General features: G+C 71.2%; 26 protein-coding genes. 11 read left to right on the top strand and 15 right to left on the bottom strand.

What is annotated here, in order from left to right; genetic code table 11:
* Positions 1–11 precede the first annotated feature (11 nt).
* From OG194_RS42075 to OG194_RS42050, 6 genes are read left to right on the top strand one after another with little or no spacing between them, the layout of a single operon-like run.
* The gene (locus tag OG194_RS42075; RefSeq protein WP_327405968.1) at positions 12–407 is read left to right on the top strand and encodes a (R)-mandelonitrile lyase; all 396 of its coding nucleotides are present in this window, start codon (positions 12–14) and stop codon (positions 405–407) included.
* Between the two features lie 11 nt (positions 408–418).
* Positions 419–1,003, top strand: a complete 585-nt coding sequence (locus tag OG194_RS42070) for a DUF4865 family protein (RefSeq protein WP_327405967.1) — start codon at positions 419–421, stop codon at positions 1,001–1,003.
* Entirely contained in the window at positions 997–1,911 is a 915-nt protein-coding gene (locus OG194_RS42065) for a phosphotriesterase family protein (protein WP_327405966.1), read from the top strand. Before OG194_RS42070 ends, OG194_RS42065 begins: the two co-directional genes overlap by 7 nt.
* Before the next feature lie 21 nt (positions 1,912–1,932).
* Positions 1,933–2,340: a tautomerase family protein gene (locus tag OG194_RS42060; protein ID WP_327405965.1), complete on the top strand. Its 408-nt coding sequence runs from the start codon at positions 1,933–1,935 to the stop codon at positions 2,338–2,340.
* Positions 2,341–2,387: 47 nt separating this feature from the next.
* Positions 2,388–3,401: a permease gene (locus OG194_RS42055; protein ID WP_327405964.1), complete on the top strand. Its 1,014-nt coding sequence runs from the start codon at positions 2,388–2,390 to the stop codon at positions 3,399–3,401.
* The gene (locus tag OG194_RS42050; protein ID WP_327405963.1) at positions 3,398–4,126 is read left to right on the top strand and encodes a TIGR03943 family putative permease subunit; all 729 of its coding nucleotides are present in this window, start codon (positions 3,398–3,400) and stop codon (positions 4,124–4,126) included. Before OG194_RS42055 ends, OG194_RS42050 begins: the two co-directional genes overlap by 4 nt.
* A 14-nt stretch (positions 4,127–4,140) precedes the next feature.
* Here the strand turns inward: OG194_RS42050 and OG194_RS42045 are convergent, their stop codons facing one another.
* Entirely contained in the window at positions 4,141–5,610 is a 1,470-nt protein-coding gene (locus OG194_RS42045) for a ketol-acid reductoisomerase (protein ID WP_327405962.1), read from the bottom strand.
* 88 nt (positions 5,611–5,698) lie between these two features.
* Here OG194_RS42045 and ilvY point away from each other — a divergent pair, with 88 nt between their 5' ends.
* Positions 5,699–6,550 (top strand): HTH-type transcriptional activator IlvY, encoded by an 852-nt coding sequence (ilvY, locus tag OG194_RS42040; RefSeq protein WP_327405961.1) that lies wholly within the window; start codon positions 5,699–5,701, stop codon positions 6,548–6,550.
* Between the two features lie 96 nt (positions 6,551–6,646).
* Here the strand turns inward: ilvY and OG194_RS42035 are convergent, their stop codons facing one another.
* The 7 genes from OG194_RS42035 to OG194_RS42005 form a co-directional block, all read right to left on the bottom strand.
* The gene (locus tag OG194_RS42035; protein WP_019058116.1) at positions 6,647–7,828 is read right to left on the bottom strand and encodes an SPFH domain-containing protein; all 1,182 of its coding nucleotides are present in this window, start codon (positions 7,826–7,828) and stop codon (positions 6,647–6,649) included.
* A gap of 10 nt (positions 7,829–7,838) precedes the next feature.
* Positions 7,839–8,090: a hypothetical protein gene (locus OG194_RS42030; RefSeq protein WP_033278775.1), complete on the bottom strand. Its 252-nt coding sequence runs from the start codon at positions 8,088–8,090 to the stop codon at positions 7,839–7,841.
* A 130-nt stretch (positions 8,091–8,220) separates the two neighbouring features.
* On the bottom strand, positions 8,221–9,459 hold the full coding sequence (locus OG194_RS42025; RefSeq protein ID WP_327405960.1) for an ROK family protein: 1,239 nt from the start codon (positions 9,457–9,459) through the stop codon (positions 8,221–8,223).
* 114 nt (positions 9,460–9,573) lie between these two features.
* Positions 9,574–10,215 carry an alpha-ketoglutarate-dependent dioxygenase AlkB family protein gene (locus OG194_RS42020; RefSeq protein WP_327405959.1) on the bottom strand — a complete coding sequence of 214 codons (642 nt, stop codon included), beginning with the start codon at positions 10,213–10,215 and terminating at the stop codon, positions 9,574–9,576.
* A gap of 25 nt (positions 10,216–10,240) precedes the next feature.
* The gene (locus OG194_RS42015; RefSeq protein ID WP_327405958.1) at positions 10,241–10,852 is read right to left on the bottom strand and encodes a DUF6879 family protein; all 612 of its coding nucleotides are present in this window, start codon (positions 10,850–10,852) and stop codon (positions 10,241–10,243) included.
* A 17-nt stretch (positions 10,853–10,869) separates the two neighbouring features.
* A complete protein-coding gene (locus OG194_RS42010; protein ID WP_327405957.1) occupies positions 10,870–12,087 on the bottom strand; it encodes a hypothetical protein in 1,218 nt (405 codons plus the stop codon).
* Positions 12,084–13,193, bottom strand: coding sequence for a HesA/MoeB/ThiF family protein (locus OG194_RS42005; RefSeq protein ID WP_442811825.1), 1,110 nt, complete (start codon positions 13,191–13,193; stop codon positions 12,084–12,086). Before OG194_RS42005 ends, OG194_RS42010 begins: the two co-directional genes overlap by 4 nt.
* A gap of 389 nt (positions 13,194–13,582) precedes the next feature.
* On the opposite strand from OG194_RS42005, the gene OG194_RS42000 reads away from it, so the two are divergent.
* Positions 13,583–14,716 carry a methyltransferase gene (locus tag OG194_RS42000; protein WP_327407383.1) on the top strand — a complete coding sequence of 378 codons (1,134 nt, stop codon included), beginning with the start codon at positions 13,583–13,585 and terminating at the stop codon, positions 14,714–14,716.
* Here OG194_RS42000 and OG194_RS41995 read toward each other — a convergent pair.
* Both OG194_RS41995 and OG194_RS41990 read right to left on the bottom strand, forming a co-directional pair.
* The gene (locus tag OG194_RS41995) at positions 14,706–15,575 is read right to left on the bottom strand and encodes a class II fructose-bisphosphate aldolase (protein WP_327407382.1); all 870 of its coding nucleotides are present in this window, start codon (positions 15,573–15,575) and stop codon (positions 14,706–14,708) included. The genes OG194_RS42000 and OG194_RS41995 overlap by 11 nt on opposite strands.
* 33 nt (positions 15,576–15,608) lie before the next feature.
* Positions 15,609–16,490: an SIS domain-containing protein gene (locus OG194_RS41990; RefSeq protein ID WP_327405955.1), complete on the bottom strand. Its 882-nt coding sequence runs from the start codon at positions 16,488–16,490 to the stop codon at positions 15,609–15,611.
* Between the two features lie 127 nt (positions 16,491–16,617).
* Here OG194_RS41990 and OG194_RS41985 point away from each other — a divergent pair, with 127 nt between their 5' ends.
* The gene (locus OG194_RS41985) at positions 16,618–17,397 is read left to right on the top strand and encodes a DeoR/GlpR family DNA-binding transcription regulator (protein WP_327405954.1); all 780 of its coding nucleotides are present in this window, start codon (positions 16,618–16,620) and stop codon (positions 17,395–17,397) included.
* A 35-nt stretch (positions 17,398–17,432) separates the two neighbouring features.
* Here OG194_RS41985 and OG194_RS41980 read toward each other — a convergent pair whose 3' ends face one another.
* The 4 genes from OG194_RS41980 to OG194_RS41965 all read right to left on the bottom strand — a co-directional run bounded on the left by OG194_RS41980 (position 17,433) and on the right by OG194_RS41965 (position 20,506).
* Positions 17,433–18,023: a dihydrofolate reductase family protein gene (locus tag OG194_RS41980; RefSeq protein ID WP_327405953.1), complete on the bottom strand. Its 591-nt coding sequence runs from the start codon at positions 18,021–18,023 to the stop codon at positions 17,433–17,435.
* Between the two features lie 55 nt (positions 18,024–18,078).
* Positions 18,079–18,531, bottom strand: a complete 453-nt coding sequence (locus tag OG194_RS41975) for a phospholipase (RefSeq protein ID WP_327405952.1) — start codon at positions 18,529–18,531, stop codon at positions 18,079–18,081.
* A gap of 215 nt (positions 18,532–18,746) precedes the next feature.
* Positions 18,747–19,493: a TIGR03943 family putative permease subunit gene (locus OG194_RS41970; protein ID WP_327405951.1), complete on the bottom strand. Its 747-nt coding sequence runs from the start codon at positions 19,491–19,493 to the stop codon at positions 18,747–18,749.
* The gene (locus OG194_RS41965; protein ID WP_327405950.1) at positions 19,490–20,506 is read right to left on the bottom strand and encodes a permease; all 1,017 of its coding nucleotides are present in this window, start codon (positions 20,504–20,506) and stop codon (positions 19,490–19,492) included. The genes OG194_RS41970 and OG194_RS41965 overlap by 4 nt, the downstream gene beginning before the upstream one ends.
* A 76-nt stretch (positions 20,507–20,582) precedes the next feature.
* Here OG194_RS41965 and OG194_RS41960 point away from each other — a divergent pair, with 76 nt between their 5' ends.
* Positions 20,583–21,425: a PhzF family phenazine biosynthesis protein gene (locus tag OG194_RS41960; RefSeq protein WP_327405949.1), complete on the top strand. Its 843-nt coding sequence runs from the start codon at positions 20,583–20,585 to the stop codon at positions 21,423–21,425.
* Here OG194_RS41960 and OG194_RS41955 read toward each other — a convergent pair.
* Complete coding sequence (locus OG194_RS41955; RefSeq protein WP_327405948.1) at positions 21,422–22,129, bottom strand: FadR/GntR family transcriptional regulator; 708 nt, start codon at positions 22,127–22,129, stop codon at positions 21,422–21,424. The two genes, OG194_RS41960 and OG194_RS41955, sit on opposite strands and share 4 nt — an antisense overlap.
* A gap of 293 nt (positions 22,130–22,422) precedes the next feature.
* On the opposite strand from OG194_RS41955, the gene OG194_RS41950 reads away from it, so the two are divergent.
* Positions 22,423–23,319: a proline iminopeptidase-family hydrolase gene (locus OG194_RS41950; RefSeq protein ID WP_327405947.1), complete on the top strand. Its 897-nt coding sequence runs from the start codon at positions 22,423–22,425 to the stop codon at positions 23,317–23,319.
* Positions 23,320–23,349: the final 30 nt, after the last annotated feature.

Here is a 23,349-nt window from a genome sequence, read left to right as displayed (position 1 = left end):
AGTCCAGGTACGTGCGGATCACCAGGAAGCGCCCCGACACGCGGCGGGGCCCGGCGGAGAACTTCACCGGCGAGGTGTGGCTCGACGAAATCGCCTCGCCCCAACAGCCGTTCCGGACAAGGATGTTCAGCGTGCACTTCGCTCCGGGCGCGCACACGGCGTGGCACACGCACCCGCACGGCCAGGTGCTGCATGTGACGGAGGGCGAGGGGCTGGTGCAGCGCAAGGGCGGTGCCGTCGAGCCGATCCGCGCGGGCGACACCGTGTGGATCGAACCGGACGAGTGGCACTGGCACGGCGCCGCACCCCGCACGTTCATGACGCACCTCGCGGTCGTCGAAGCCGCCGAGGACGGCACCACCGCCTGCTGGTACGAGCACGTCGACCCGGCCGATTACCCGGCCTGAGGGGGCACTTGATGCACGCGATGCAGTACGGACTCACCCTGCCCGCGGACTACGACACGGGCACCATCCGGAGCCGGGTCGCGCGGGTCGGGCATCTGCTCGACGACTGGGACGGGCTCGGCCTCAAGGCGTATCTCCTGCGTGAGCGCGGGGTGCACGGTTCGCCGGTCAACCAGTACGCGCCGTTCTATCTGTGGAACACGGTCGAGGGCATGAACCGCTTCCTCTGGGGCGGCGCCTTCCAGGGGCTCGTCAACGACTTCGGGCGACCTGAGGTGTCGCAGTGGACGGGCCTCGCCTACGAGGAGAGCGGCGCCGCGGGCTCACCGGCGGCCGTCGCCGTACGGCAGCGTCAACGGATAGCGGGGAGTGGGGAGTTGGCAGCCGTGATGGAGGACGCGGTGGCTGAGACCCGGCGGCTGGCCGGTGAGGACGGCGCGGTGCTCGCGGCAGCTGCCGTCGACCCGCACAGCTGGGAGCTCGTCCACTTCTCGCTCTGGGAACACGACACACCGAAAGCGGAGGGGGACGTGTTCCAAGTGCTGCACCTCTCGGCGCCGGGACGGGGCGGGTTACCCCGGGGGCGACAGTGGTAAATACCCTGGTCCGTACGGTACTCGGGGATGTGGACCCACGGCTGTTGGGTCTGTGCGACGCGCACGACCATCTCTTCCTCCGCAGCCCGCGACTCCCCGGCCGGGAACTGGGCGACACCTCGGCCGCACAGTCCGAGTTGAACGTGTTCCGTTCCGTCGGCGGGGGCAGCGTCGTGCAGTGGACGCCGTACGGGATGGGGCGGCGGGTCGCCGATCTGCCGCTGCTGTCCCGGACGACGGGGGTGCACGTGGTCTGCGCGACCGGGTTGCACCAAGCGGCGCACTACAGCCCGGAGTTGCTGGAAAGTCTGCGCGGCGGGCTGGCCGAGGTCTTCGTCTCCGAACTGACGGAAGGCGTCGGTTCGTCCGGGGTCCGCGCCGGCATCATCAAGGTCGCGGGTGGCTTCCACGGCCTCGACGCGCACGCCCGCTGGACGATGACCGCCGCGGCCGAGGCACACCGCGCGACGGGCGCGCCGATCGCCGTCCATCTGGAGCTGGGCACGGGCGCTCTCGACGTACTCGACCTGCTGTGCGGCAAGTTGGGGGTCGAGCCGCACCGGGTGATCCTCGGCCACCTCAACCGCTCCCCCGACCTCGTGGTCCATCGCCAGGCTGCCTACGTGGGCGCCTATCTGGCGTTCGACGGCCCGTCCCGCGCCCACCACGCCACGGACTGGCGGATGCCGGACGCGGTCCGGGCGCTGGCCGAGGCCGGGTTCGGCGACCGGCTGCTGCTCGGCGGAGACACGGTCGTCGCCGGGGCACGCTCGGTGGACGGCGGTCCGGGGATGCCGTATCTGCTGCGGCGGGTGGGGCCACGGCTCGCGGTGGAACTGGGTGAGGAGTTGGTGGGGCGCGTGTTCACGGAGAACCCCGCGCGTGCGTTTGCCGTGAACTGGTCCTGAGAGAACGGGAGTACAGCCGACATGCCCTTCATCCGTATCGACGCACTGCGTGCCGACCCCGCACGCCTCGACGCGCTCGGCCGTGCCGTGCACGACGCCCTCGTGGAGACGATCGGGATTCCGGACGACGACCGGTTCCAGGTCCTGGTCGGTCACGACGGCACGCACGGCACACTCCGCTACGGCGGCTATCTCGGCGTCGACCGCGACGACGGGATCGTCTTCGTCGCGATCACGATGCGCTCCGGACGCGGCCCCGCGCAGAAACGGGCGCTGTACCGGCGCATCGCCGAACTCGCCCACGCGTACGCGGGGACCGAGCCCCGGAACGTGTTCGTCACGGTGACCGAGAACGAGTCGATCGACTGGTCGCTCGGTGACGGCGTCGCGCAGTACGCGCTCTCCCCGGAGCCGGTCACCGACGGCTGACGAGCGACCGCTATGTTCGACGCGAACATCGAACATGTGGAGCTCGTGTGCAGACGACGACGGTGGAGCCGCCGAGAGCGGCGGAGGCGGATGTCGCGGCGTCCGGGTGGCCCCGGTCCTGGCCGCTCATGTTGCTCGGGGCGGCCGTCGTTCCGGGGCTGCTGCTGTTCGTCGTCGGACGGTGGCTGGACGCGCCGGCCGTGCAGGCCTGGCGGACCGTGTGTCTCGCCATCACCACACAGGCGCTGCCCTTCCTGCTGCTCGGTACGGCTCTGTCGGGGGCGATCAACGCGTTCGTGCCGGCGCGGGTGTTCACGAAGATCCTGCCCAAGCGGCCCGCGTTCGCCGTGCCGGTCGCCGGGATGGCGGGGGTCGTGCTGCCGGGCTGCGAGTGCGCGTCGGTGCCGGTCGCGAACAGCCTGATCGGGCGCGGGGTCACTCCGGCCGCCGCGTTCGCGTTCCTGCTCTCGGCGCCGGCGATCAACCCGGTCGTACTCACGGCCACCGCGATCGCGTTTCCCGCCAGCCCGGTCATGGTGCTGGCCCGGCTGCTCGCCTCGCTCGCGACCGCCGTGGTGATGGGCTGGCTGTGGCTCTGGCTAGGGCGTGAGGAGTGGCTGCGCCCGGTCGCGCGGCACACCGGGCACCGGCCGGGGCACAGCCGCTTCACCGAGTTCCGCACCGGCTTCCAGCACGACTTCCTGCACGCGGGCGGCTTCCTGGTCATCGGCGCGATGGCGGCGGCGACCTTCAACGTGGCCGTACCGCGCTCCGTGCTCGACACCTTCGCCGGTTCGCCCTGGCTGTCGGTGCTGTTCCTGGCCGCGCTCGCGATCATCCTGGCGGTCTGCTCCGAGGCCGACGCGTTCGTCGCGTCCTCCCTCACGGGCTTCTCCCCCACAGCACGGCTCGCTTTCATGGTCGTAGGCCCCATGGTCGACCTGAAGCTGATCGCCCTCCAGGCGGGCACGTTCGGCCGGGCCTTCGCCGCTCGCTTCTCCGCCGCCACGACGGTCGTCGCGGTGCTGTCCAGCGCGCTGATCGGAGCCGTACTGCTGTGAGACGCCCCCTCCAGGTGACCCTGCTCGTCCTCAGCGGCCTGGGCCTGCTGCACGCCTCGCTCTTCACCGACCTGTGCCTGCGCTACGTCAAGCCGAGCATGCGCCCGATGCTCGTCGTGTCCGGGTTCCTGCTGATCCTGCTCGGCATCGCGGAGGCGTGGTCACGGCGGAAACCGGACGAGGGTGACGACCACGAGGGCCACAACCACTCCACGGTGCCCCGCGTCGCCTGGCTGCTCTTCCTCCCCGCGCTCAGCCTCCTCTTCTACGCCCCACCCGCCCTCGGCGCCTACACCGCCTCCCGCGCGGCCCCCAAGGCCGTCCCCGTGCAGGACGCCTTCGATCCGCTGCCCGCGACCTCGCCGCTGCCGATGACCCTCACGGATTTCACGACCCGCGTGCAGCAGGACCGTAAGCGGGCCATCAAGGGCCGCACCGTCCAGATGACCGGGTTCGTCACGCCCGACAAGGGGTCCGCCTACTGGGACCTGACCCGCATCATGATCTCGTGCTGCGCGGCCGACGCCCAGTCCATCAAGGTGCGGGTCTACGGCATACCGGCCCTGTCCGCCAACACCTGGGTGACGATCACCGGGACCTGGCACGCGAGCGGAACCCTGGGGACGAGCACCGCCGTGGCCGCGCTCGACGGCGTCACCGTCCAGAAGGTCGCCAAGCCGGTGAACGCCTACCAGGACGCCCTGCCGTTCGGGTCCCCACGCTGAGCCGGACCGCTGGGCTAGGCGACCGAGATGTCCACGGAGGGACGCAGTTTCGCCGCGGCGGCCAGGGCCTCATGCACGGGGTGGCCGTCGAAGGCCTCCAACAGGGCTCCGTCCGCCGGGAGTTCGGACGCCGGATAAGCGATCTGCTCGTAGGCCGCCTGGAAGCGCGGACCCCAACGCCGGGCGCCCAGGCGGGCCGTGCGGGAGCAGTTGTCGACCATGTGGGCCACGTCCCGTGCGTGCATGTACGGCAGCAGGGAGTCGACCGCCTCGATGACGGACTCGTTGACGATCTCGGACCAGGGGTGACCGCGCTCGGCGAACTCGTCGACCTGGGCGGTCATCGTCGCCACGAACACCCCGGCGGTGAACGGCTCGACGGGCAGGGCCCGTTCGGCCCGGCGCGCCCGCACCTCCGCTCCGACGGCCCACATCGGGGAACCGCCGATCCCGCTCATCTCCCGTGCCCCGAGCCGCCGTTCGGCCAGCACGACGCTGCGCAGCTCGGTGCCGTCGGCGACCTCGTCGTAGATCTCGGCGACGATCTCACGGGCGGGACCGTAGGTCGCCGAGTACGCGCGGTCGAAGACCTCCCGCCCGGCCGGGTCCAACTCCTCGCGGACGGCGCGGAGTCCGGCCTGGGAGATGGTGCGGGCGATGGGTCCGGTGACGTTCTCGCAGGAGCGTTCGTACGCGGTCACCGCGTCGTCGCCGGTCAGGCGGTAGCGCGTGAAGAGGCTCTCGACGATGCCGTGGACGGCGCCGAGGAGGATGGCGCGTTCGCCGACGATGTCGGAGCGGTACTCGCTCTCCAGGGTGGTGCGGAAGGTGTACGGCGAGCCGAGCGCGACCGACCAGCCGAGCGCGCGGTCGCCGGCCCTGCCGTCGGGGTCGGCGTGGACGGCGTAACTGCTGTTGATTCCGGCGCCGTTGATCTCGGCGCCCTGCTCGTAGAGCCGGCGCACGGAGTCGCCCATGCCCTTGGGGCAGACGGCGATGACTCCGTGTCCGGGCGGGAACTCCCCACCGGTGGCCCGGAGATGACCGAGCAGGAAGCCGTGCGAGAGGCCGATGGTGGCGCCTGGCTTGAGGGCGGCGAAGATCTCCTCGTGGTGGGCGGCGAGGGCCGCGTCCGCGATGAGCAGGATCACCAGGTCGCTCTCGGCGCTGACCGCGAGCCAGTCGCCGAGCGTGCCGTCCTCCTCGGTGAAGCCGTGCGCGCGGGCGTCGGCCGCGGATGCCGAGCCGGGGCGCAGCCCGACGCTCACCCGGATGTCCGTACCGGCGAGGGAGTCGCGCAGGTTGCGGGCCTGGGCGCGACCCTGCGGACCCCAGCCGATGACGCCGATGCGGCGAACGCCGGCGAAGGCCTGTGGCAGCAGTGGGAAGAGGTGCCGGCCGCCGCGCAGGATGGTCTCCGTGGAGCCGGGCACGTCCATCGTTTCGAGGGTGAAGACGGCGGAGGTGTACGTGGTCGAGGTCATGGTGGAGTTGTAGGCTCCGGGCGAGTGTTGCGGCAAGCGCAACTTACGCATCGGACTGTTGCGCGAAATGAAATGGCAAGGTCACAGCATGCGGGACGACCATCGGGAGCTACGGCTTTTCCTGCATCTGGCGCAGACGCTGAACTTCGGGCGGACGAGTCTCGACTGCCATGTCAGTCCGGCGACGCTCACGCGGACCGTGCAGCGGCTGGAGGCCGACCTCGGACACCGGCTCTTCGACCGCGGGGCGCGCGGTGTCTCGTTGACGGCGGAGGGCCACCGATTCCGTGAATACGCCGTCCAGGCACTGGAGTTGTGGCGCGCCTACCGCGAGGAGCATCCCGACCCGGCCGAACTCACCGGCAGACTCGCCCTGTTCGCCACGGTGACCGCCTGCCAGGCCCTGCTGCCCGACCTGTTGGCGCCCTTCCGAGCCGCGCATCCTCAGATACGGCTCGATCTGCGCACCGGCGACGCGGCGGCCGCGCTGGCCCGCCTCGACGAGGGCGAGGTCGACGTGGCGGTGGCGGGCATCCCGGCACGGCTGCCGGAGCCACTGGTGAGCCGGACGGTCGCGGTGACCGAACTGGTCCTGGTCACCGCGCTCGACCGCCCCGACCCGCATCTCGACGGCCCGTTCGTCCTCCCGCACCGGGGCCTGGTCCGCGAGGCGGCCGACCGCTGGTTCCGCACCCGGGGCACGACACCCGACGTGGCCTGCGAACCGGACGGCCACGAAGGCCTGTTGACCCTGGTCGCCCTGGGCTGCGGAACGGGCGTGGTACCCCGCCTCGTCCTGGAGAACAGCGCCGTACGGGAACGGCTGGCGGTGATCCCGGCGGACCCACCACCGGAACCGTTCCCGATCGGGCTGTGCGTACGAAGGGCGGACCTGCGCCGCCCACTGGTGGCAGCCCTATGGAGCCTCACCGCACCGTAGGTGCCCCGAAAGGGGCGCGGGGAACTGCGCGACCAGCCACAACGGCGCCGCAGCCAACAGACAACGCACGCCGCCCCGATACTCCCAGCGGAGCACCTAGTCCAGGTCAACCGGCCCGTCGTTCTTCTTCTCGTCCTTCTTCGCCTGCAACTGGAGCAGATTCTTGACCTCGTCACCGGGCCGACGCCCGTCGGGGTCCGCCCCGCTCAGGTTCCCCCGCACCGAGTCCAGAATCGTCAGCCCCTGCGAGACCAGGCCCGCGGCGATCTCGCCGAGGCCGTCCGCGCCATTGAGGACGTTGACATTCGCCCCCGCAAGACCCCCCGCCGCTTCCTTCACGATCTGCGGAAGCTGGTCGATCAGCATCCGGTCGAGCGCGACGCGGTCGTACGACGCCGCCGCCTCGGCCTGGATCTTCATCCGGTCCGCCTCGGCGATGGCGAGCAGCTTGATCCGCTGGGCCTCGGCCTCGGCCGGCTTGACGATCTCGGCGACCAGCTGCTGCTGCCGCAACTCGGCCTGACGCTGCGCCAGTTCGGTCTGCGCGGCGAGCACCTCCTGCTGGGCGTGGGCCTGCGCGAGCGGTCCGGCCTGCGCGGCCTGCGCCTGGGCGCGGTCGACCTCGGCCGAGTACTCGGCCTTGACCACCGCGGTCTGCCGCGCGTACTCGGCCTGGTTGCGGGCCGCGACCTGCTCCGCCTCGACGGAGGCCTGCGTGGCCTGGGCCTGGGCGATCTGGGCCTGCCGCTGGATGGCCGCCTTGTGCGGCGCGGACATGGCCTCGATGTAGCCGACCTCGCCGTCGTCGATCGACTGGATCTGAAGCGAGTCCACGATCAGACCGATCTTCGCCATCTCGACCTTTGACGTGTCCAGAACCTCGGCGGCGAGCTTCTGCCGCTCCGTGACGATCTCCTCGACCGTCATCGAGCCGATGATGGATCGCAGGTGACCGGCGAAGATCCGGCCGGTCAGCACCGACATCTGGTCCTGGTCGGAGAGGAAGCGCTGGCCCGCGTTGATGATGCTCTCGGTGTCGTTGCCGACCTTGAACGCGATCACGGCGCGGACGTGCAGCGCGATGCCCTGGCGGGTCACACAGGTCTCGGTGACCTCGGCCTCGCACATAGACAGCGTGAGAAAACGGGTCTTGCGGAAAACCGGCAGCACGAACTTTCCGTGCCCCGTCACCACTCGGAACGGCGCGCCCCCCAGTCCCCGCCTGCCACCCGAGATCAGCATCGCCTCATCGGGGGCGGGAACGCGGTAACCGAACATGTCTTGCTCCTCACTCTGCGCCGGCGGGTTCGCCGTCCAGCGCGTCCAATGGATCCGCCCACTCGATGACGTGCACGGCACGTCGTCCACGGGACTCGATCACGAGCACCCTGGCCCCCGTGGGCAGGGGATCATCCGACCAGGCCAGGAATGTCTCGGAGCCGCCCCGGACCCGCACGAGGATCTCGCCGGGACCCGCGCTTCCCCGGGTCTCGATGATCACCTCTCCCGTGCATCCGATCACGGGCTCGTCCTGCGGCATCACCGGCCGCCTCCATCCTCTGGCCTTAGGTTTCCGACGATAGACCCACTCGGGTCACGGACCCAACGGGCCCACCACACACCTTTTCCACGGCGCCTTCCGGGCGACAGCCGGACGGCACCGTCCACGGTCAGGACAGTGCCGCCAGCGGGTCGTCGAGGACCGGCTGCCACGCCAACTCGGCAGCCCCGACCAGGCTGTTGTGGTCCAGGGTGCAGGCGAGGATCGGCACGCCCCCGCTCTGCCCCCACAGGCTCCGTTCGGCGACTACGGCGCGCAGCCGGTCCGGGTCGGCGTCGAGGAGGGTGCGGTGCAGTCCGCCGAGGATGATCCGGTCGGGGTTGAGGATGTTCACCAGGCCCGCGAGCCCCAGTCCGAGCCGGTCGATCAGGGTCTCGGCGGCCTGCCGGACGGACGGATCGTCGTAGTGGCGACGGATCAGTTCGTTGGACTCCTGGAGCAGGGACACCTCGGGGCCGGGCTCACGGCCGGCGGCCGTGAGGAAGGCGAGCGGGTCGGCCTCGACGTCGAGACAGCCCCGGCTGCCGCAGTAGCAGGGGCGCCCTTCGGGGTTGACGGTGAGGTGCCCGACCTCCAGCGCGAGGCCCGAACTCCCGGTGTGCAGACGCCCGTCGAGCACCAGCGCGCCGCCGACACCCCGGTGTCCGGTCGCCACGCACAGCAGGTCGCGGGCGCCGCGGCCCGCGCCGTGCCGGTGCTCGGCGAGCGCGGCGAGATTGACGTCGTTGCCCGCGAACGCGGGTCCGGTGAGGCCGGCCGCGCGCACGCACTCGGCGAAGATCCGCCGCACGGGCGCGCCCGCCGGCCAGGCCAGGTGGAGGGGGTTGAGCGCCAGTCCTTCGGGCTCGGCCACGGCGGACGGTACGGCGAGCCCGGCGCCGACACAGCGCCGGCCGGTCTCGCGCAGCAGATCGGCACCGGCCTCGACGACCGACCCCAGTACCTTCGCGGGGTCGGCGTCCACGGCCTCGCAGCCGGGCGCGGTCGCGACGATCTGGCCGCCGAGGCCGACCAGCGCGGCGCGGAAGCCGTCGGCGTGGACCTGGGCGGCGAGGACGACGGGGCCGTCCTCCGCGAGCGCGAGGCGGTGTGAGGGGCGGCCCTGCGAACCGGCCGCCGCGCCGGGCCTGGCGTCGACCCTGATCAGGCCGAGCGCCTCCAGCTCGGCGGCTACCGCGCCGGCCGTCGCGCGGGTCACCCCCAGCTCGGCGGTGAGTACGGCTCGGGTGGGGGCGCGGCCGGTGTGCACGAGCTCCAGCGCGGGGCCGAGCGCTCCGCGGCCCCGGTCCAGTCGTGCCCTTGAGGTGGTTCCATCCCCCGCCGGCCGGGGGTCCGCCTTGCCGCTCATGAGGGCGAGTCTCCCATGATCCGTAGAGGTGGTGACCCTGAGTGCCATACGGTCCGCTCGGGTCGCGTTCACAGTGCCGGCCGGTGGGAGCTGGTCGCACAGTTCCCCGCGCCCCTAAAAGCCGCTCACCCTGAGCGTGACATTCAACCTGCCCCTCAGTCCCAACTCCCCTGGTGCTGTGCCCTCGTAGACCCTCGGCACCCCGTGATACGCCATCCTCGACGCGCCCCCGAACACGAACAGGTCTCCGCTCCTCAACTCGACATCCGTGTACGGCTTCGTGCGGGTCTCGGTGTTGCCGAAGCGGAAGACGCAGGTGTCGCCCAGGCTCAGCGAGACGACCGGTGCCTCCGACTTCTCGTCGCTGTCACGGTGCATGCCCATGCGGGCGTCGGTGTCGTAGAAGTTGATCAGGGCGATGTCGTACGACGCTGTCGGCGTCCCCAGTGCGTCGGTGACCGCTCGCTGCGCGAGGTCGTCGAGCCAGGTCGGGAAGGGTTTCACCGGGGTGCCGTCGCCGTCGGTCGTCGTGCGGGAGTAGGCGTACGGGTACCAGTGCCAGCCGAGGCACACCTGTCGGGCGGTCATCGTGCCGCCGCCGGGGGTGTGGACCGTGCGCAGGCCGGCGGGTGGGCGGGCCCATGTGCGGCAGGCCTCCAGCAGTTCGCGCTGGTGCTCGGTGTCGAGCCAGTCCGGGAGGTGTACGGCGCCGGGAGCGACCTCCGTCCGGAGCCTCGGGAAGAGTTCGGCGTCCATGCCCGCCATTCTGCCCGGGCCGGCGTCACAGACCGCGGGGAGCCGGCAGTCCGGCCACCTCGCGCGGGAAGTAGGTGTCCAGGGCCTCGCCGGCCGCGTAGAGGCGCTGGATGAGAGTGCGGGCCCGGGTCACGGTGGCGGGGTCGGTGTGGCGGACGGCGCCGTTGGGCTCGTTCGCCAGGGTGTAGTCGAGGACGTACACCGCGTCGGTGCCCATCAGGCACAGCTCCGGCAGCGGACCCTCGGTCTCCTCCCCCGCCACCTCCGTGGCGTCCAGTACGTTGACGCGCTCCCCGTACGCGAACTTGGTGTGGAGGATGGTCAACTCCCACTGGATGTAAGGGATGAGCGGGGTGTCGACGACACGGACCCGGTGCATCGCGAAGCCCGCCGCCGCGATCTTGCCGTAGTGCTCCTCGTACTCGGGGCGCAACTCCTCGATCAGGCGCAGGGACCGGTCCCAGTCGCCGTGGCGCAGCGCCTGCCAACTGGGGAAGTCCCCCTCGTCGTAGCTCTGCATCCGCTCCAGTTTCCAGAAGCCCTCGGCGTCGGTGCGCCAGAAGCGGCGGTCGAAGTCGGCGATGTACGCGTCCTGGTCGAGGTATGTGCCCCCGGTGGCCGGGAACAGGTCTGACATGCGGGGACACCTTTCGGTCAACTTCCGCGACGGGACCGGCGGTTGCGCCAGCGCGTGGTGAGCCACAGCACGTGGATAGTGGCCAGCGAAGCAAGGGTCAAGAGCGCGTCGGCGAGGTCGGCGCCCGTGTGCGCCGCGCGGAGGTGGGCCACCGCGTGGACGACGAGCCGGACGTCCGCGGGAGCGGTGTAGAACGCGAGTCCGGCCAGGCAGAGGGCGGTTCCGACGACCAGGACCGCGCTGTAGACCCGTACGGCACGCCGTTCCGCCGGCGGCAGCGGGCGGCTGGGGTCGGCTGCGGGGCCCTCCCGGCGCAGCAGGCGCCTCGTCAGGTGACGGGCGTAGGCGCGGCCGTCCCCGTACAGGTCCCGGCAGCCGGTCAGGTCCTGCAGGACGAAGTAGACGTCCGTGCGCATGAACATCATCAACTGGAAGGTGAGCGGCAGCAGCGCCCACAGCACCGTCGCCGCGAGCAGCCGTCGCACGGCCGAGCCGGGCGCTGTCACGGTGAGGAGCAGGAACGCCGTGGCGGCCACGCCGAGGTTGACCGCGATACCGGCGAGATAGGCCGTCAACCGGTGGCGCCTGGGGGCGAGTTCGATGCCGCTGATGTCCGTCTGGACGACCAGGAACTGGAGTCTGGTCCCGAATCCGATCCGGCCGGGGACGCCTGCGGCCCGGGCCACGGCGAGGTGCGCCAGTTCGTGCAGCAGGACGATCGACCAGCCCACGACGGCACCGGAGAGGATCACGATGCTTCCCCGGTCGCTCCACAACAGGTCGTGGTAGGTGGGCATGAGTTCGGGATGCCGCACGAAGGCGATCAGGGCGGCGAGAATCAGGGCGGCCGGTAGCAGCGGGAGCCATGGGTTCAGCAGGAAGCGCACGTGTTCGGGGCGCAGTCCGGCGAGGGACGCCGGGCGTACCGGGTCCGTGGCCGGCGAGCGGCCCTCCGCCTCGGCCACGAAGCCCAGGGCGATGAGGTCGCGGACGAAGTCGGCCACGTCGACCTCCTCGCCGGTCTCCGCGAGCAGCCGCTCCTGGGACTCCTCGACGCTCAGGCCCCGCTCCAGCAGCCGGATCACGCGGATACCGGCTTCGGGGACGGCCACGAACGTCCGGGTCTCGCGGCGTCCGACGATCCACTCCTCGCCGTCCGGCCGCCAGGTCAGGTCGTGCAGCCGCACCCGGGAGGCCGGTCCCACCGCGATCGCCGTTGCCGCGCTGTCGCTCACGACGTGCTCCCGCCGCAGGCCGGACAGGCGGGGCGTCGGGGATAGCGGTTCAGCTCCGCCTCGCCCGGCCGCATCAGGTTGATGCCGTGCCGGTAGCCCGGTTCGACCGCGGGCACGCCGGTGAGGGTGCTGAGCGCGGCGTGGACGAGCAGGCCGGCCGAGAGGGTGGCGGTCACCGCGTTGACGGGGCCCCAGTCCATCCGCGGCGACACCGACTCCGGGTCCTGGCCGGGCGCGAGCCGTAGATCGCGGGAGTCGGCGTCCTGGTCGCGGTGGCACTCGAAGCAGGCGCCGCGGCCGGGCGCGAACACTCCGACCGTGACGTACGGTCCCCGGTAGCCGCCCTCGATCCACGGTGTGCCGGTCCGCAGACAGGCGCGGTTGGCCCAGTGGCGGATCTCGGGCGGGTGGTCGGCGCTCAGCACGAGCAGGTCCTGGCCGCCGCCGCTCGGTCCCGGGCGCAGGAGTGCCTCCAGATCGTCGGGGCCGTCGATCCGCTGCCGGGCGCCGGTGATCTCGATGTCGGAGTTCAGGGCGCGCAGGGACTCCAGGGCCGCGTCCACCTTGGGGCGGCCGATGTCCCGTTCCCGGTAGAGGACCTGCCGGTTGAGGTTGGAGAGCTCCACGACGTCGGGGTCCAGGCAGTGCAGGTGACCGATGCCGGAGGCGACGAGCCCCTGGGCGGCGCCGCCGCCGGCACCGCCGAGTCCGACGAGCAGCACACGCGCGCGTGCCAGCCTGCGCTGCGCCTCCCAACTCCCGGTGCGGGGTGAGGTGTCCATCCAGCGCAGCAGGGCGACCCCGCGGCCGTAGCGCTCCCGGTCGCGTTCGGAGAACTCCGGGGGCAGTGGGGCGGACGCGTCCTCCAGGAACCCGGCCTCGGCGAGATCGGCGATGGCCCCCAGGACGTCGTCGGTGGTGAGGCCGGGGTGGGCCGCGGCGACGGCGGCAGCGATCTCGGGCGCGGTGCGGGTGCCGTCCAGAGCCTGGGTCAGCCGCCACACCCAGCCGTCCGGGTCCTCGATCTCGGCGCCGATCCCGTGGACGACGCTTCCGATGCGGACATGGCCGTCGCGAGTGACGTAGGGACGGTGCTCCGGCTTCACCCGGGGTCGCCAGGGCGATGTCGCGCTCCGCTCCCACAGGACAGATTCCGTCACCCGAACAACCCTCTCGCCACTTCTGACGCGGACATGACATAATGATCCGCCCATGAACCCGTGCCAAGGTTCTGCCCATCCTTCGTTGGAGGCACCCATGATCAAGAAGATCACGATTAGGCCGCTCGACAAGAAGGAGACCACCGACCTGAGTCAGGGCGGCAGCAACTGACTGACTGAGCGACGACACGAACGCGGTGGCTCCGGGACTCCCGCGCGACGGACGGGCGGGAGTCCGGGGCCGCCGGGCCAGGACGGCCGCCCCGGGCGGCCCGACCGGCCATGAGCCGGCACTCGGTTAGCCTTGGCGCACGATGGACGACCATATCGACCGAATGACGACTCCGTGGGGCGACCGCGCCCTGGCCCGCTACCCCGAGGACCCGCGCGACCGGCTGCGCGCCTGGGACGCCTCCGACGAATACCTTCTGCGGCAGCTCGCGGAACAGGACACACCGCTGTCCGGCACGGTCGTGATCGTGGGCGACCGCTGGGGCGCCCTGGCCACGGCGCTCGCGGAGCACGGTCCGGTGCAGATCACGGACTCGTTCCTCACCCAGGAGGCGACCAGGGCGAACCTCGCCCGCAACGAGGTCGACGCGGATTCCGTACGGCTGCTCACCACTCAGGATCCGCCGCCCGAGCGCGTCGACGTGCTGCTCGTGAGGGTGCCGAAGAGCCTCGCGCTGCTGGAGGACCAGTTGCTGCGGCTGGCGCCCGCGGTGCACGCCGAGACGGTCGTCGTGGGCACGGGCATGGTGAAGGACATCCACACCTCGACGCTGAAGCTGTTCGAGCGGATCCTCGGCCCGACCCGGACCTCACTGGCCGAGAAGAAGGCCCGGCTGATCCACTGCACGCCCCGGTCGTCGGCGGCACGTGGCACCAACCCCTGGCCGCACAGTTACGCCCTGCCCGACGACATCGGTGTGGTCTCGGGGCGGACCGTGGTCAATCACGCGGGTGTGTTCTGCGCCGAGCGCCTCGACATCGGTACGCGTTTCCTCCTCCAGCATCTGCCCTCAAGTCCGGGGCTCGGCACGGTCGTTGACCTCGGGTGCGGGAACGGTGTCGTCGGTACGGCGGTGTCGCTGGCCGATCCGGAGGCCGAAGTCCTGTTCGTGGACGAGTCGTTCCAGGCCGTGGCCTCGGCGGAGGCGACGTACAAGGCCAACGGCGCCCCCGGGCATGCCGAGTTCAGGGTCGGGGACGGGCTGGTCGGGTTCCCGGCCGACAGTGTGGACCTCGTGCTCAACAATCCGCCGTTCCACTCCCACCAGGCGACGACCGACGCGACGGCCTGGCGGATGTTCTCCGGGGCGCGGCGCGCGCTGCGGCCGGGCGGCGAGCTGTGGGTGATCGGCAACCGGCATCTCGCCTACCACGTGAAGCTGAAGCGGCTGTTCGGCAACAGTCAACTGGTGGCCAGCGACGCCAAGTTCGTGGTCCTGAAGGCCGTCAAGCGGTAACCCCACCGCCTCCCGCGAGCACGCCGATGATCCGGGCCACCGCCCCCGTCATCGCCTCCCGCCCCACGCTGAGGTACTTGCGGGAGTCGACCGCCTCGGGGTGTTCGGCGAGGAAGGCGCGGATCGCGCCGGTCATCGCCTGGTTGAGGGCCGTGCCCACGTTGACCTTGGTGATGCCGCCGGCGACGGCCGCGGTCAGTTCGTCGTCGGGGACTCCCGATGAGCCGTGCAGGACGAGGGGGACGTCCAGGGTCGCGGTGAGCCGCTTGAGGAGGTCGTGGTCGAGGGTGGCCGTACGGGTGGTCATGGCGTGCGAGCTGCCGATGGCCACGGCCAGCGCGTCCACGCCGGAGTCGGCGACGAAGGCGCGGGCCTGGGCGGGGTCGGTGCGGGCGCCGGGTGCGTGGGCGTCGAGGGGCGGCTCGCCGTTCTTGCCGCCGACCTCTCCCAACTCGGCCTCGATCCACAGCCCTTGGGCGTGCGCCCAGTCGGCGGCGGCACGGGTCGCGGCGAGGTTCTCGGCGTAGGGCAGACAGGCCGCGTCGTACATGACGGAGCTGAACCCGGCGCTGTGCGCCTGCCGCAGCAGGTCGTCGCTCTGGACGTGGTCGAGGTGCAACGCGACGGGTACGGCGGCCCGTTCGGCGGCGGCGACAGCGGCGCGGGCGAGCGGAAGGAGCCGGCCGTAGCGGAACTTGACGGCGTTCTCGCTGACTTGGAGGACGACGGGGGCGCCGGTGGACTCGGCGCCGGCGATGACGGCCTCGACGTGTTCCAGCGTGATGATGTTGAAGGCCGCGACCGCGGAGCGGGCCTCGGCGGCGCTGGTGACGAGCTCGCCGGTGGTGACGAGGGGCACGGTCATTCCTTTCCTGGCCTGGAGTTCCGGACTTCAGGGGGCGAGGATCACCGAGCGGGTGAGGTGGCGCGGGCGGTCGGGGTCCAGGTCGCGGTAGGCGGCGACGGCGACCGCGAGACGCTGGGCGCGGACGAGTTCGGCGAGCGGGTCGAGGCCGCCCTCGATCCACAACCCGCCGGTGGCGCCCACCTGTTGGGCGAGTCCCTCGGGTGCCTCGCCGAGCATCCAGGTGGCGGTGCCGTGGGTGGTGATGCTGATCGGGCCGTGTCGGTACTCCATCGCCGGGTAGGCCTCGGTCCAGGACAGTGAGGCCTCGCGCATCTTCAGCCCGGCCTCGTTGGCGAGCCCGACGGTCCAGCCGCGGCCGAGGAAGGTGAACTGAGTGCAGGCGACGAGTTGTTGGGGCAGTTCGGCGGCGAGCGCGGTGCGGGCGTCGGCGACCACGGCGTCGGTGTGCAGGCCGAGGTGGGCGCGGAGCAGGGTGACGGCGGTGGTCGCGAACCGGGTCTGCACGACGGACCGTTCGTCGGCGAAGTCGAGCACGACCAGCTCGTCGGCGGCCGTCATGACGGGCGTGTGCGGGTCGGCGGTGATCGCCGTGGTGCGGGTGCGCCCCCTCAACTCCCGCAGGAGTTCAAGCACTTCGGTGGTGGTGCCGGAGCGGGTGAGGGCGAGGACCCGGTCGTACGTCCGCCCGTGCGGGAACTCCGAGGCGGCGAAGGCGTCGGTCTCGCCCTGGCCCGCCCCCTCGCGCAGGGCGGCGATCGCCTGGGCCATGAAGTACGAGGTGCCGCAGCCGACGATCGCGACCCGCTCCCCCGGCGCCGGCAGCGCGTCCCGGTATCGGGGCGCCTCCGCCGCGGCCCGTATCCAGCACTCGGGCTGACTGTTCAGCTCGTCCTCGACATAGGTCATGCCGTACCTCTCCCCGTTGATGCTTGTTCCTGCAAGATATAGCGAGGTTTCGAGCACAATCAAGCATGGGGACCAAGGGAACGTGCGCTAGGGTCGCGGGGAATCGAGGAACGGAGAGTGAGTGCGGATGTCGCGCGACGCCCGCTGGAAGGCGCTGCTGGACCTGCTCGTCGAGCGCGGCCGGCTCGACGTCGAGGAGGCCGCGGCCGACCTCGCGGTGTCGGCCGCCACGATCCGCCGTGACTTCGACCAGCTCGCCGAGCAGCAGATGCTGGTGCGCACCCGGGGCGGCGCCGTCGTGCACGGGGTGTCGTACGAACTGCCGTTGCGCTACAAGACCGCCCGGCACGCCTCCGAGAAGCAGCGCATCGCGAAGGCGGTCGCCGAACTCGTCGCGCCCGGCGAGGCGGTGGGCCTGACCGGCGGTACGACCACCACGGAGGTGGCCCGCGCCCTGGCCGTGCGCAGCGACCTCACCTCCGGAACGCCCGCGCTGACCATCGTGACCAACGCGCTCAACATCGCCAACGAGCTTGCCGTGCGACCCCAGTTCAAGATCGTGCTGACCGGCGGGGTCGCGCGCCCGCAGTCGTACGAACTCGTCGGGCCGCTCGCCGACGGGGTGCTCTCGCAGATCACCGTCGATGTGGCGGTGCTCGGCGTGGTCGCCTTCGACGTGACGCACGGCGCGGCGGCCCACGACGAGGCGGAGGCCGCCATCAACCGGCTGTTGTGCGAGCGCGCCGAGCGTGTGGTCGTCGCGGCCGACTCCAGCAAACTCGGGCAGCGGGCGTTCGCCCGGATCTGCTCGGCGCAGGCGGTGAACACGCTGGTGACGGACGCGGGGGTGGGGGCGGACATGGTGCGGCGGTTCGAGGAGATAGGGGTCGAGGTCGTCGCCGTGTGACGGCTGAGCCGCGCCGGGCCGCCCCCGACTCCCGCTCAGTGCTTGGTCAGGACCTCGAAGCGCAGGTGGGTGATGTCCGGCGACTCGCGCGTCCATAGCCTGCGGAGTTCGACGGGACCGCCGAGGTGGTCGAAGAGCCGCTTGCCCGCGCCCAGCAGCACGGGGACCAGCATGATGTGTACCTCGTCCAACAGACCGGCGTTCAGGGCCTGTTGGGCAGCCGTCGCACCATGGACCCCGACGTCCCCGTCACCGGCGATCTCCTTGGCGCGGGCCACCGCGGACTCGATACCGTCGGTGACGAAGGTGAACACGTCGGGGGCGACGACGTCCGCCGGGTCGGGGGCGCGGTGGGTGAGCACCACACAGGGAACCTTCCCCACCGGCCCTCCGTCGCCCCAGCCCCCCTCGCCTTCGCACAGGTCGTAGGAGTGCCGGCCCATGAGGACGGCGCCGACGCCGTCGGCCATCTCGGCGAGGACCTGGGCGTCGGCGTCGTCCATTTCCTGGACCCATCGGTGCAGGCGTTCACCGCCGACGCCGAGCGGGTTGGCACGGGTGTCGTCCGGGGCGGTGATGAAGCCGTCCAGGGACATGGACATTCCTGAGATCACTTTGTCAGTCATGTCAGGTGGACCGTCCGCGCCGCCCGAACTCATCGCCCGAGCGGTATGCGATCCGTCAGCCGAAGACCTTGACGGCCTGGTAGTACGTCCACGCCGTGCTGTTGCAGGTGGTCGCGACGGCGCTGGTGTAGCCGGCGCAGACGCGCTTGAGGTCGTCGTAGAAGGCGCTGTCGAGCCGCGACTTGTTGGCGCTGAAGGCGTTCGCGGCCTTGTAGTTGCGGTAGCCGAAGTCGTGGCGGGCGCAGGAGGTGGCGAAGGGGAAGCCGAAGGGGTTGTCGGGCGAGTCGGAACAGTAGTCGGTGGACCAGTCGAACTCGTAGGCGGACCAGGCTGTTTGATCGGCGCGGGCCGCGGCCCAGAGGTTGTAGCTCGACGCGCTGGTCTGGGTCCAACCGGAGAGGATCTGGGGCTTGTCGGCGGGGGTGGCGGTGGCGGCTGTCGCGGTGGCGACGACGGCTACCAGAGCCAGAGTCGAGGCGGCGAGACCGGTGGCGAGTCTGCGGTGCATCCAACACCTCCATGAGACCGCGATCCGCCCGTCGGATCACAGGTTCATGACAAGATGATTTACACGTTGACCCCGCCTTCACACCGCATGTGTCCCAATGACCCGTTAACTCTCGGACATGCCAGGCGTTCGGGACATGAACCTCATGGGGAGACCGGCAGAGGGGACGCGCAACACCCCTGCTGCCGGCCGGAGTTCACCTACTCAGGACGTTCTCAGGACGACGGCGTCAGGGGCAGGTCGTCCGTGAAGGCGTTGACCGGTTGGGCGATGTTCCGGGTGCCGTGGACGTCGAGGGCCGCCGCCGCGGTCCGCGTGCCGAGCGCGCCCTGCGTGTGCCAGGTTCCGGTGACGGCCAGCCAGGTGTTGGCGGGCGGGGCGGGGGTGCCGTACATGTGCACCTTGACGGTCTGGGCGTCCGCCGCGCAGCAGGTGAAGATGATCCGGGTCAGGTCCCAGCCGCCACCCCGGACCGGCGTCGCGAAGCCGGTCATCTCGACGCTGCGCCCCTTGATGGCCAGCTCCTTGTCCTGCTGGACCCGGGTGGTGAAGTCCGTGAGGGTCATCGGCAGGGGTGAGGTCGCGGGCAGCGCGGCGAACCCCTTCTGCTTCTTGACGGCCTCGCTGCCCGCGTGGGAGGCGGTGTAGGCGCCGAGGGCGGGTGGGGCGTAGAAGAGGAGGCTGAGCGCGGGGAGGAAGAGCAGCCAGGCGATGCGGGGGGCGGTGGAGTGGTCGTGCCCATGGCCGTGGTCGTGCTCGTGGTCGTGGGCCTCCGCGTCGCCGGAGCCGCGGTCGAACATCGCGTGCGCCAGGCCCAGGAGCAGCAGGAGGGCGCCGGAGATGATCAGGAGCGGGCGCAGGCCCTCCTTGACGTAGCGCAGGTAGAGGTCGGTGAAGAGGGCGGTGTGCAGGAGGCCCAGGCCGGTCAGGACCAGGAGCAGTACTTGGGCGGTGCGCTTCACAGCAGGGCGCCTCCGATCAGGACGCTGGCGGCCACGGCCACGACGGTGGTCGCGGTGGAGAAGCGCACCGCGAACGCCCGGCCGAAGGTGCCCGCCTGAAGGGCGATCAGCTTCAGGTCCACCATGGGGCCGACCACCATGAAAGCCAGCCGGGCTGTGGGCGAGAAGCCTGTGAGTGAGGCCGCCACAAAAGCGTCGGCTTCGGAGCAGACCGCGAGGACGACGGCGAGCCCGGCCAGGAACAGCACGGACAGCCAGGGCGATCCCGAGAAGGTGTCCAGGACCGAGCGCGGGACGGTCACGTTGAAGGTGGCCGCGGCCATGGCGCCCAGCACGAGGAAGCCGCCCGCGTGCAGGAAGTCGTGCTGGAAGCCGAGCCGGAACTCGGTGAAGCGGCTGTGGCCGGACTGATGGCCGGTGTGCCGTACGACGGGCCGCAGCCACTCCTCGCGCCCCAGCCAGAGCCACAGCCAGCCCATGACGGCGGCCGTGGCGAGCGAGGCGAGGAGCCGGGCCAGCACCATGGCGGGGCTGCCCGGGAAGGCGACGGCGGTGGCGGTCAGCACGATCGGGTTGATCGCGGGCGCCGAGAGCAGGAATGCGAAGGCGGCGGCCGGGGTGACGCCCCGGCGGATCAGGCTGTTCGCGACGGGCACGGACGCGCATTCGCAGCCCGGCAGGACCACGCCCGCGATGCCCGCGACGGGTACGGCGAGCGCGGCCCGCTTGGGCAGCACCTTGGTGAACAGGTCAGCCGGGACAAAGGCGTTGATGGCCCCGGACAGGGCGGTGCCCAGGAGGAGGAAGGGCAGCGCCTGCACGGTGATGGCCAGGCAGACGGTCCGCCAGGCCGCCACGGCGGGGTCGTTCAGCCATGGCGTGCCCGACAGGGCGAGGACGGTCGCGGCCAGGCCGAGCGCGAGGGCGAACGCTGTCGCGGGCGGGGGTCTGCGAAGAGCACGGCGCCGTCGCTCGGGTGGATGGACGACGGCCGGGATCGCTGCCTCCGTCACATCAAGCAGCTCATCCGTTTTTGGCATATTTGCTCCGAATGTCTGATGTTGTGACAGAAGATAGTACGGTTCTCCTGTGATCAGCCGACTGTCCGTCAGCATCGTCCGCGCGTGTCTGCGCGAGGGCGCCGGCGGGAGTCCCACCGCGGTGCTGGACGAGGTCCCGTTGAGCGACGACGAGCGGTGTCGGGTGCCGGTGCTGGCGGGGACGTCGCACGCCGTCTTCGTCTCGTCGCGCGGGTCCGAGGTGTCGCTCCGCTTCTTCACCGCCGGGGGCGAACTGCCCGCGTGCGGTCACGGCACGGTCGCCGCCCTGGCCTTCCTCGCGGCACGCGCCGGAGGCTCGGAGTACCAAGGCGTCCTGCGCGCTGCCGGGCGTTCGTTCGCGGGCCGGGCCGTACGGGAGGGGGCGCGGTTCCGTGCCGTCTTCGAGCCGGGTCCCGTCGAGCTGCGCGAGCCGACCGCCGACGAGTGCGCGCTCGTCCTGCCCACGCTGGGCGTCACCCCGGGCGCGCTCGCCGCGGGCGCCCGCGTGGCCTCGGTCGGGCGGGCGCGTCTACTCGTCCCGGTCTCCTCGCGTTCCGAACTCGCCGCGCTGGTCCCGGACTTCGAGACTCTGCGCGCGGCCTGCGACCGGCTCGGACTCCTCGGCTGCTACGTCTACTCGGTGCCGACGCCCGCCGGGCGGATCGCGGCGCGCATGTTCGCGCCGTCGATCGGCGTCCCGGAGGACATCGCGAACGCCAACAGCACCGCGTGTCTCGCCGCCGGCCTCGCGGGGCGGGGCGTCACCGAGATCGCCGTCGACATGGGCGACTCGCTCGGCAGCCCGGCCACGATCACGGCGAGCGCGCGGCCCGTGGTGCGGGTGGGTGGTGTCGCCGAAGTCGGCGATGCCGTAAGGGAGTTGACCGGCTAGCGGGCCCGGACCCGTTCCAACACCTCGCGGATCAGGTCCGCGCTGATCGTGAAGTGGCCCCGGGCGATCTCCTCGGCGCGCTCGGGTTCGCCCGCGGCGATGGCCTCGTACAGGGCCTTGTGGTCCTCGCCGCCCTGGTGGAAGTGGGCCTGTTCGCCCTTGCCCCAGGGTTCGACCGGGAAGCCGAGGCTGATCCGGGCCAGCAGGTCCTGGCTGAGCATGACGATCTGCGGGTTGCCGGTGGCGGCGCGGACGGCTTGGTGGAAGGCGCTGTCCGCGGTGTGCGCGTCGCGCTGGGTGCTCGCGGAGAGGTAGGCGGACAGGGCGTCCCGCATGGGTTCGAGGTCCTTGGTGCTACGGCGCCGGGCTGCCGTCGCGGCCACCATGCCCTCGACCAGGCCGCGCAGGTCGAAGAGTTGCTCGAACTCCTCCCAGCGGGGCAGCAGGGTGTGCCGGACGGCGGCGGCCGTCGACTCGGTCCAGCTGTCGCGGACGTAGGTCCCGCCGTTGCGGCCGCGCCGGATCTCGACCACGCCCACGGCCTGGAGGCGGGCGACCGCCTCGCGGACGGTGGGGCGGCTGACCCGGAGCAGGCCGGTGAGTTCGCGTTCGGCCGGCAGCCGTTCGCCCGGCAGGAAGTCGCCGACGGCGATCGCGGTGAGCAGCCGGTCGGACACCTCGTCGACCGCCGACGCGACCCGCACCGGGCGCAGCGCGGAGGTCGGGGAACCGCCGAGGAGGACGCGGTCGAGGACGCGCGAGAACTCGTCCCCCGCTCCGGATGCCTCAGGTACGGATGTCAGCTGTCCTCCCCCTTCGGTGCCGCTTCTGTAAACGCGGGCGGGCCACGTGAACTCGCCGTTACGTCTTGCCCAGCCCCCGCTAAAAGGTCTTGTGCGCTGACCTTTTACCCAATCACCATCACAGCCATCCGTCACTTCCTTTTCCGTTTCCACCAGAGGCCGGTTCGCGTCCGGCCCGTCTGGGAGGCCCTCGCGTGGCGATTCCCGAACCGAATCACACCGGCACCGTCGACTTCAACGGCCATTCGACCTGGTACCGGATCACCGGCGAACCCGGCAGGACCCCCCTGGTCGTCCTGCACGGCGGACCCGGCGCCGGTCACAACTACACACTCAGCATCGCGGGCATCGCCGAGCAGGGTCGCCAGGTGGTGCACTACGACCAGCTCGGCATCGGCCTGTCCACCCATCTGCCCGACAAGGACGCCGACTTCTGGACCGTCCAGCTCTTCCTCGACGAACTCGACAACCTGCTCAAGGAGTTGGGCATCGCCGATGCCTACCATCTCCTCGGCCAGTCCTGGGGTGGCATGCTCGCCGCCGAGCACGCGGTACGCCGGCCGGCCGGGCTGCGCGGGCTGGTCATCGCCAACTCCCCCGCGTCCATGGAGCTGTGGCTCGCGGCGGCGGCCGAACTGCGCGCCCAGCTCCCGCCCGGGGTCCAGCGGACCCTGCTCGCCCACGAGGCGGCCGGGACCACCGACCACCCCGACTACCTCGCCGCCGAGCAGGTCTTCAACGAACGCCATGTGTGCCGACTGAACCCCAACCCGCCCGAGGTGCAGGCGACTTGGGAGAACATCGCGGCCGATCCGACCGTGTACCACACGATGAACGGGCCGAACGAGTTCCATGTCGTCGGCACCATGAAGGACTGGTCCGTGATCGACCGGCTGCATCTGGTCGAGGCACCGACCCTGCTGGTGTCCGGCCGGTACGACGAGGCGACTCCCGAGACCCTGCGCCCGTTCGCCGACCACATCCCCGACGTGCGCTGGCACATGTTCGAGCACTCCAGCCACATGCCGCACGTCGAGGAGGAGGAGCTCTACCTCCAAGTCGTGGGCACCTTTCTCGACTCCACCGACTGATCACCCGGTCGCCCCAACGCCCCTTCCCCC

It is taken from the genome of Streptomyces sp. NBC_01288 (assembly GCF_035982055.1).
GTDB lineage: Bacteria > Actinomycetota > Actinomycetes > Streptomycetales > Streptomycetaceae > Streptomyces.
This window is presented reverse-complemented; position numbering and strand designations above follow the sequence as displayed.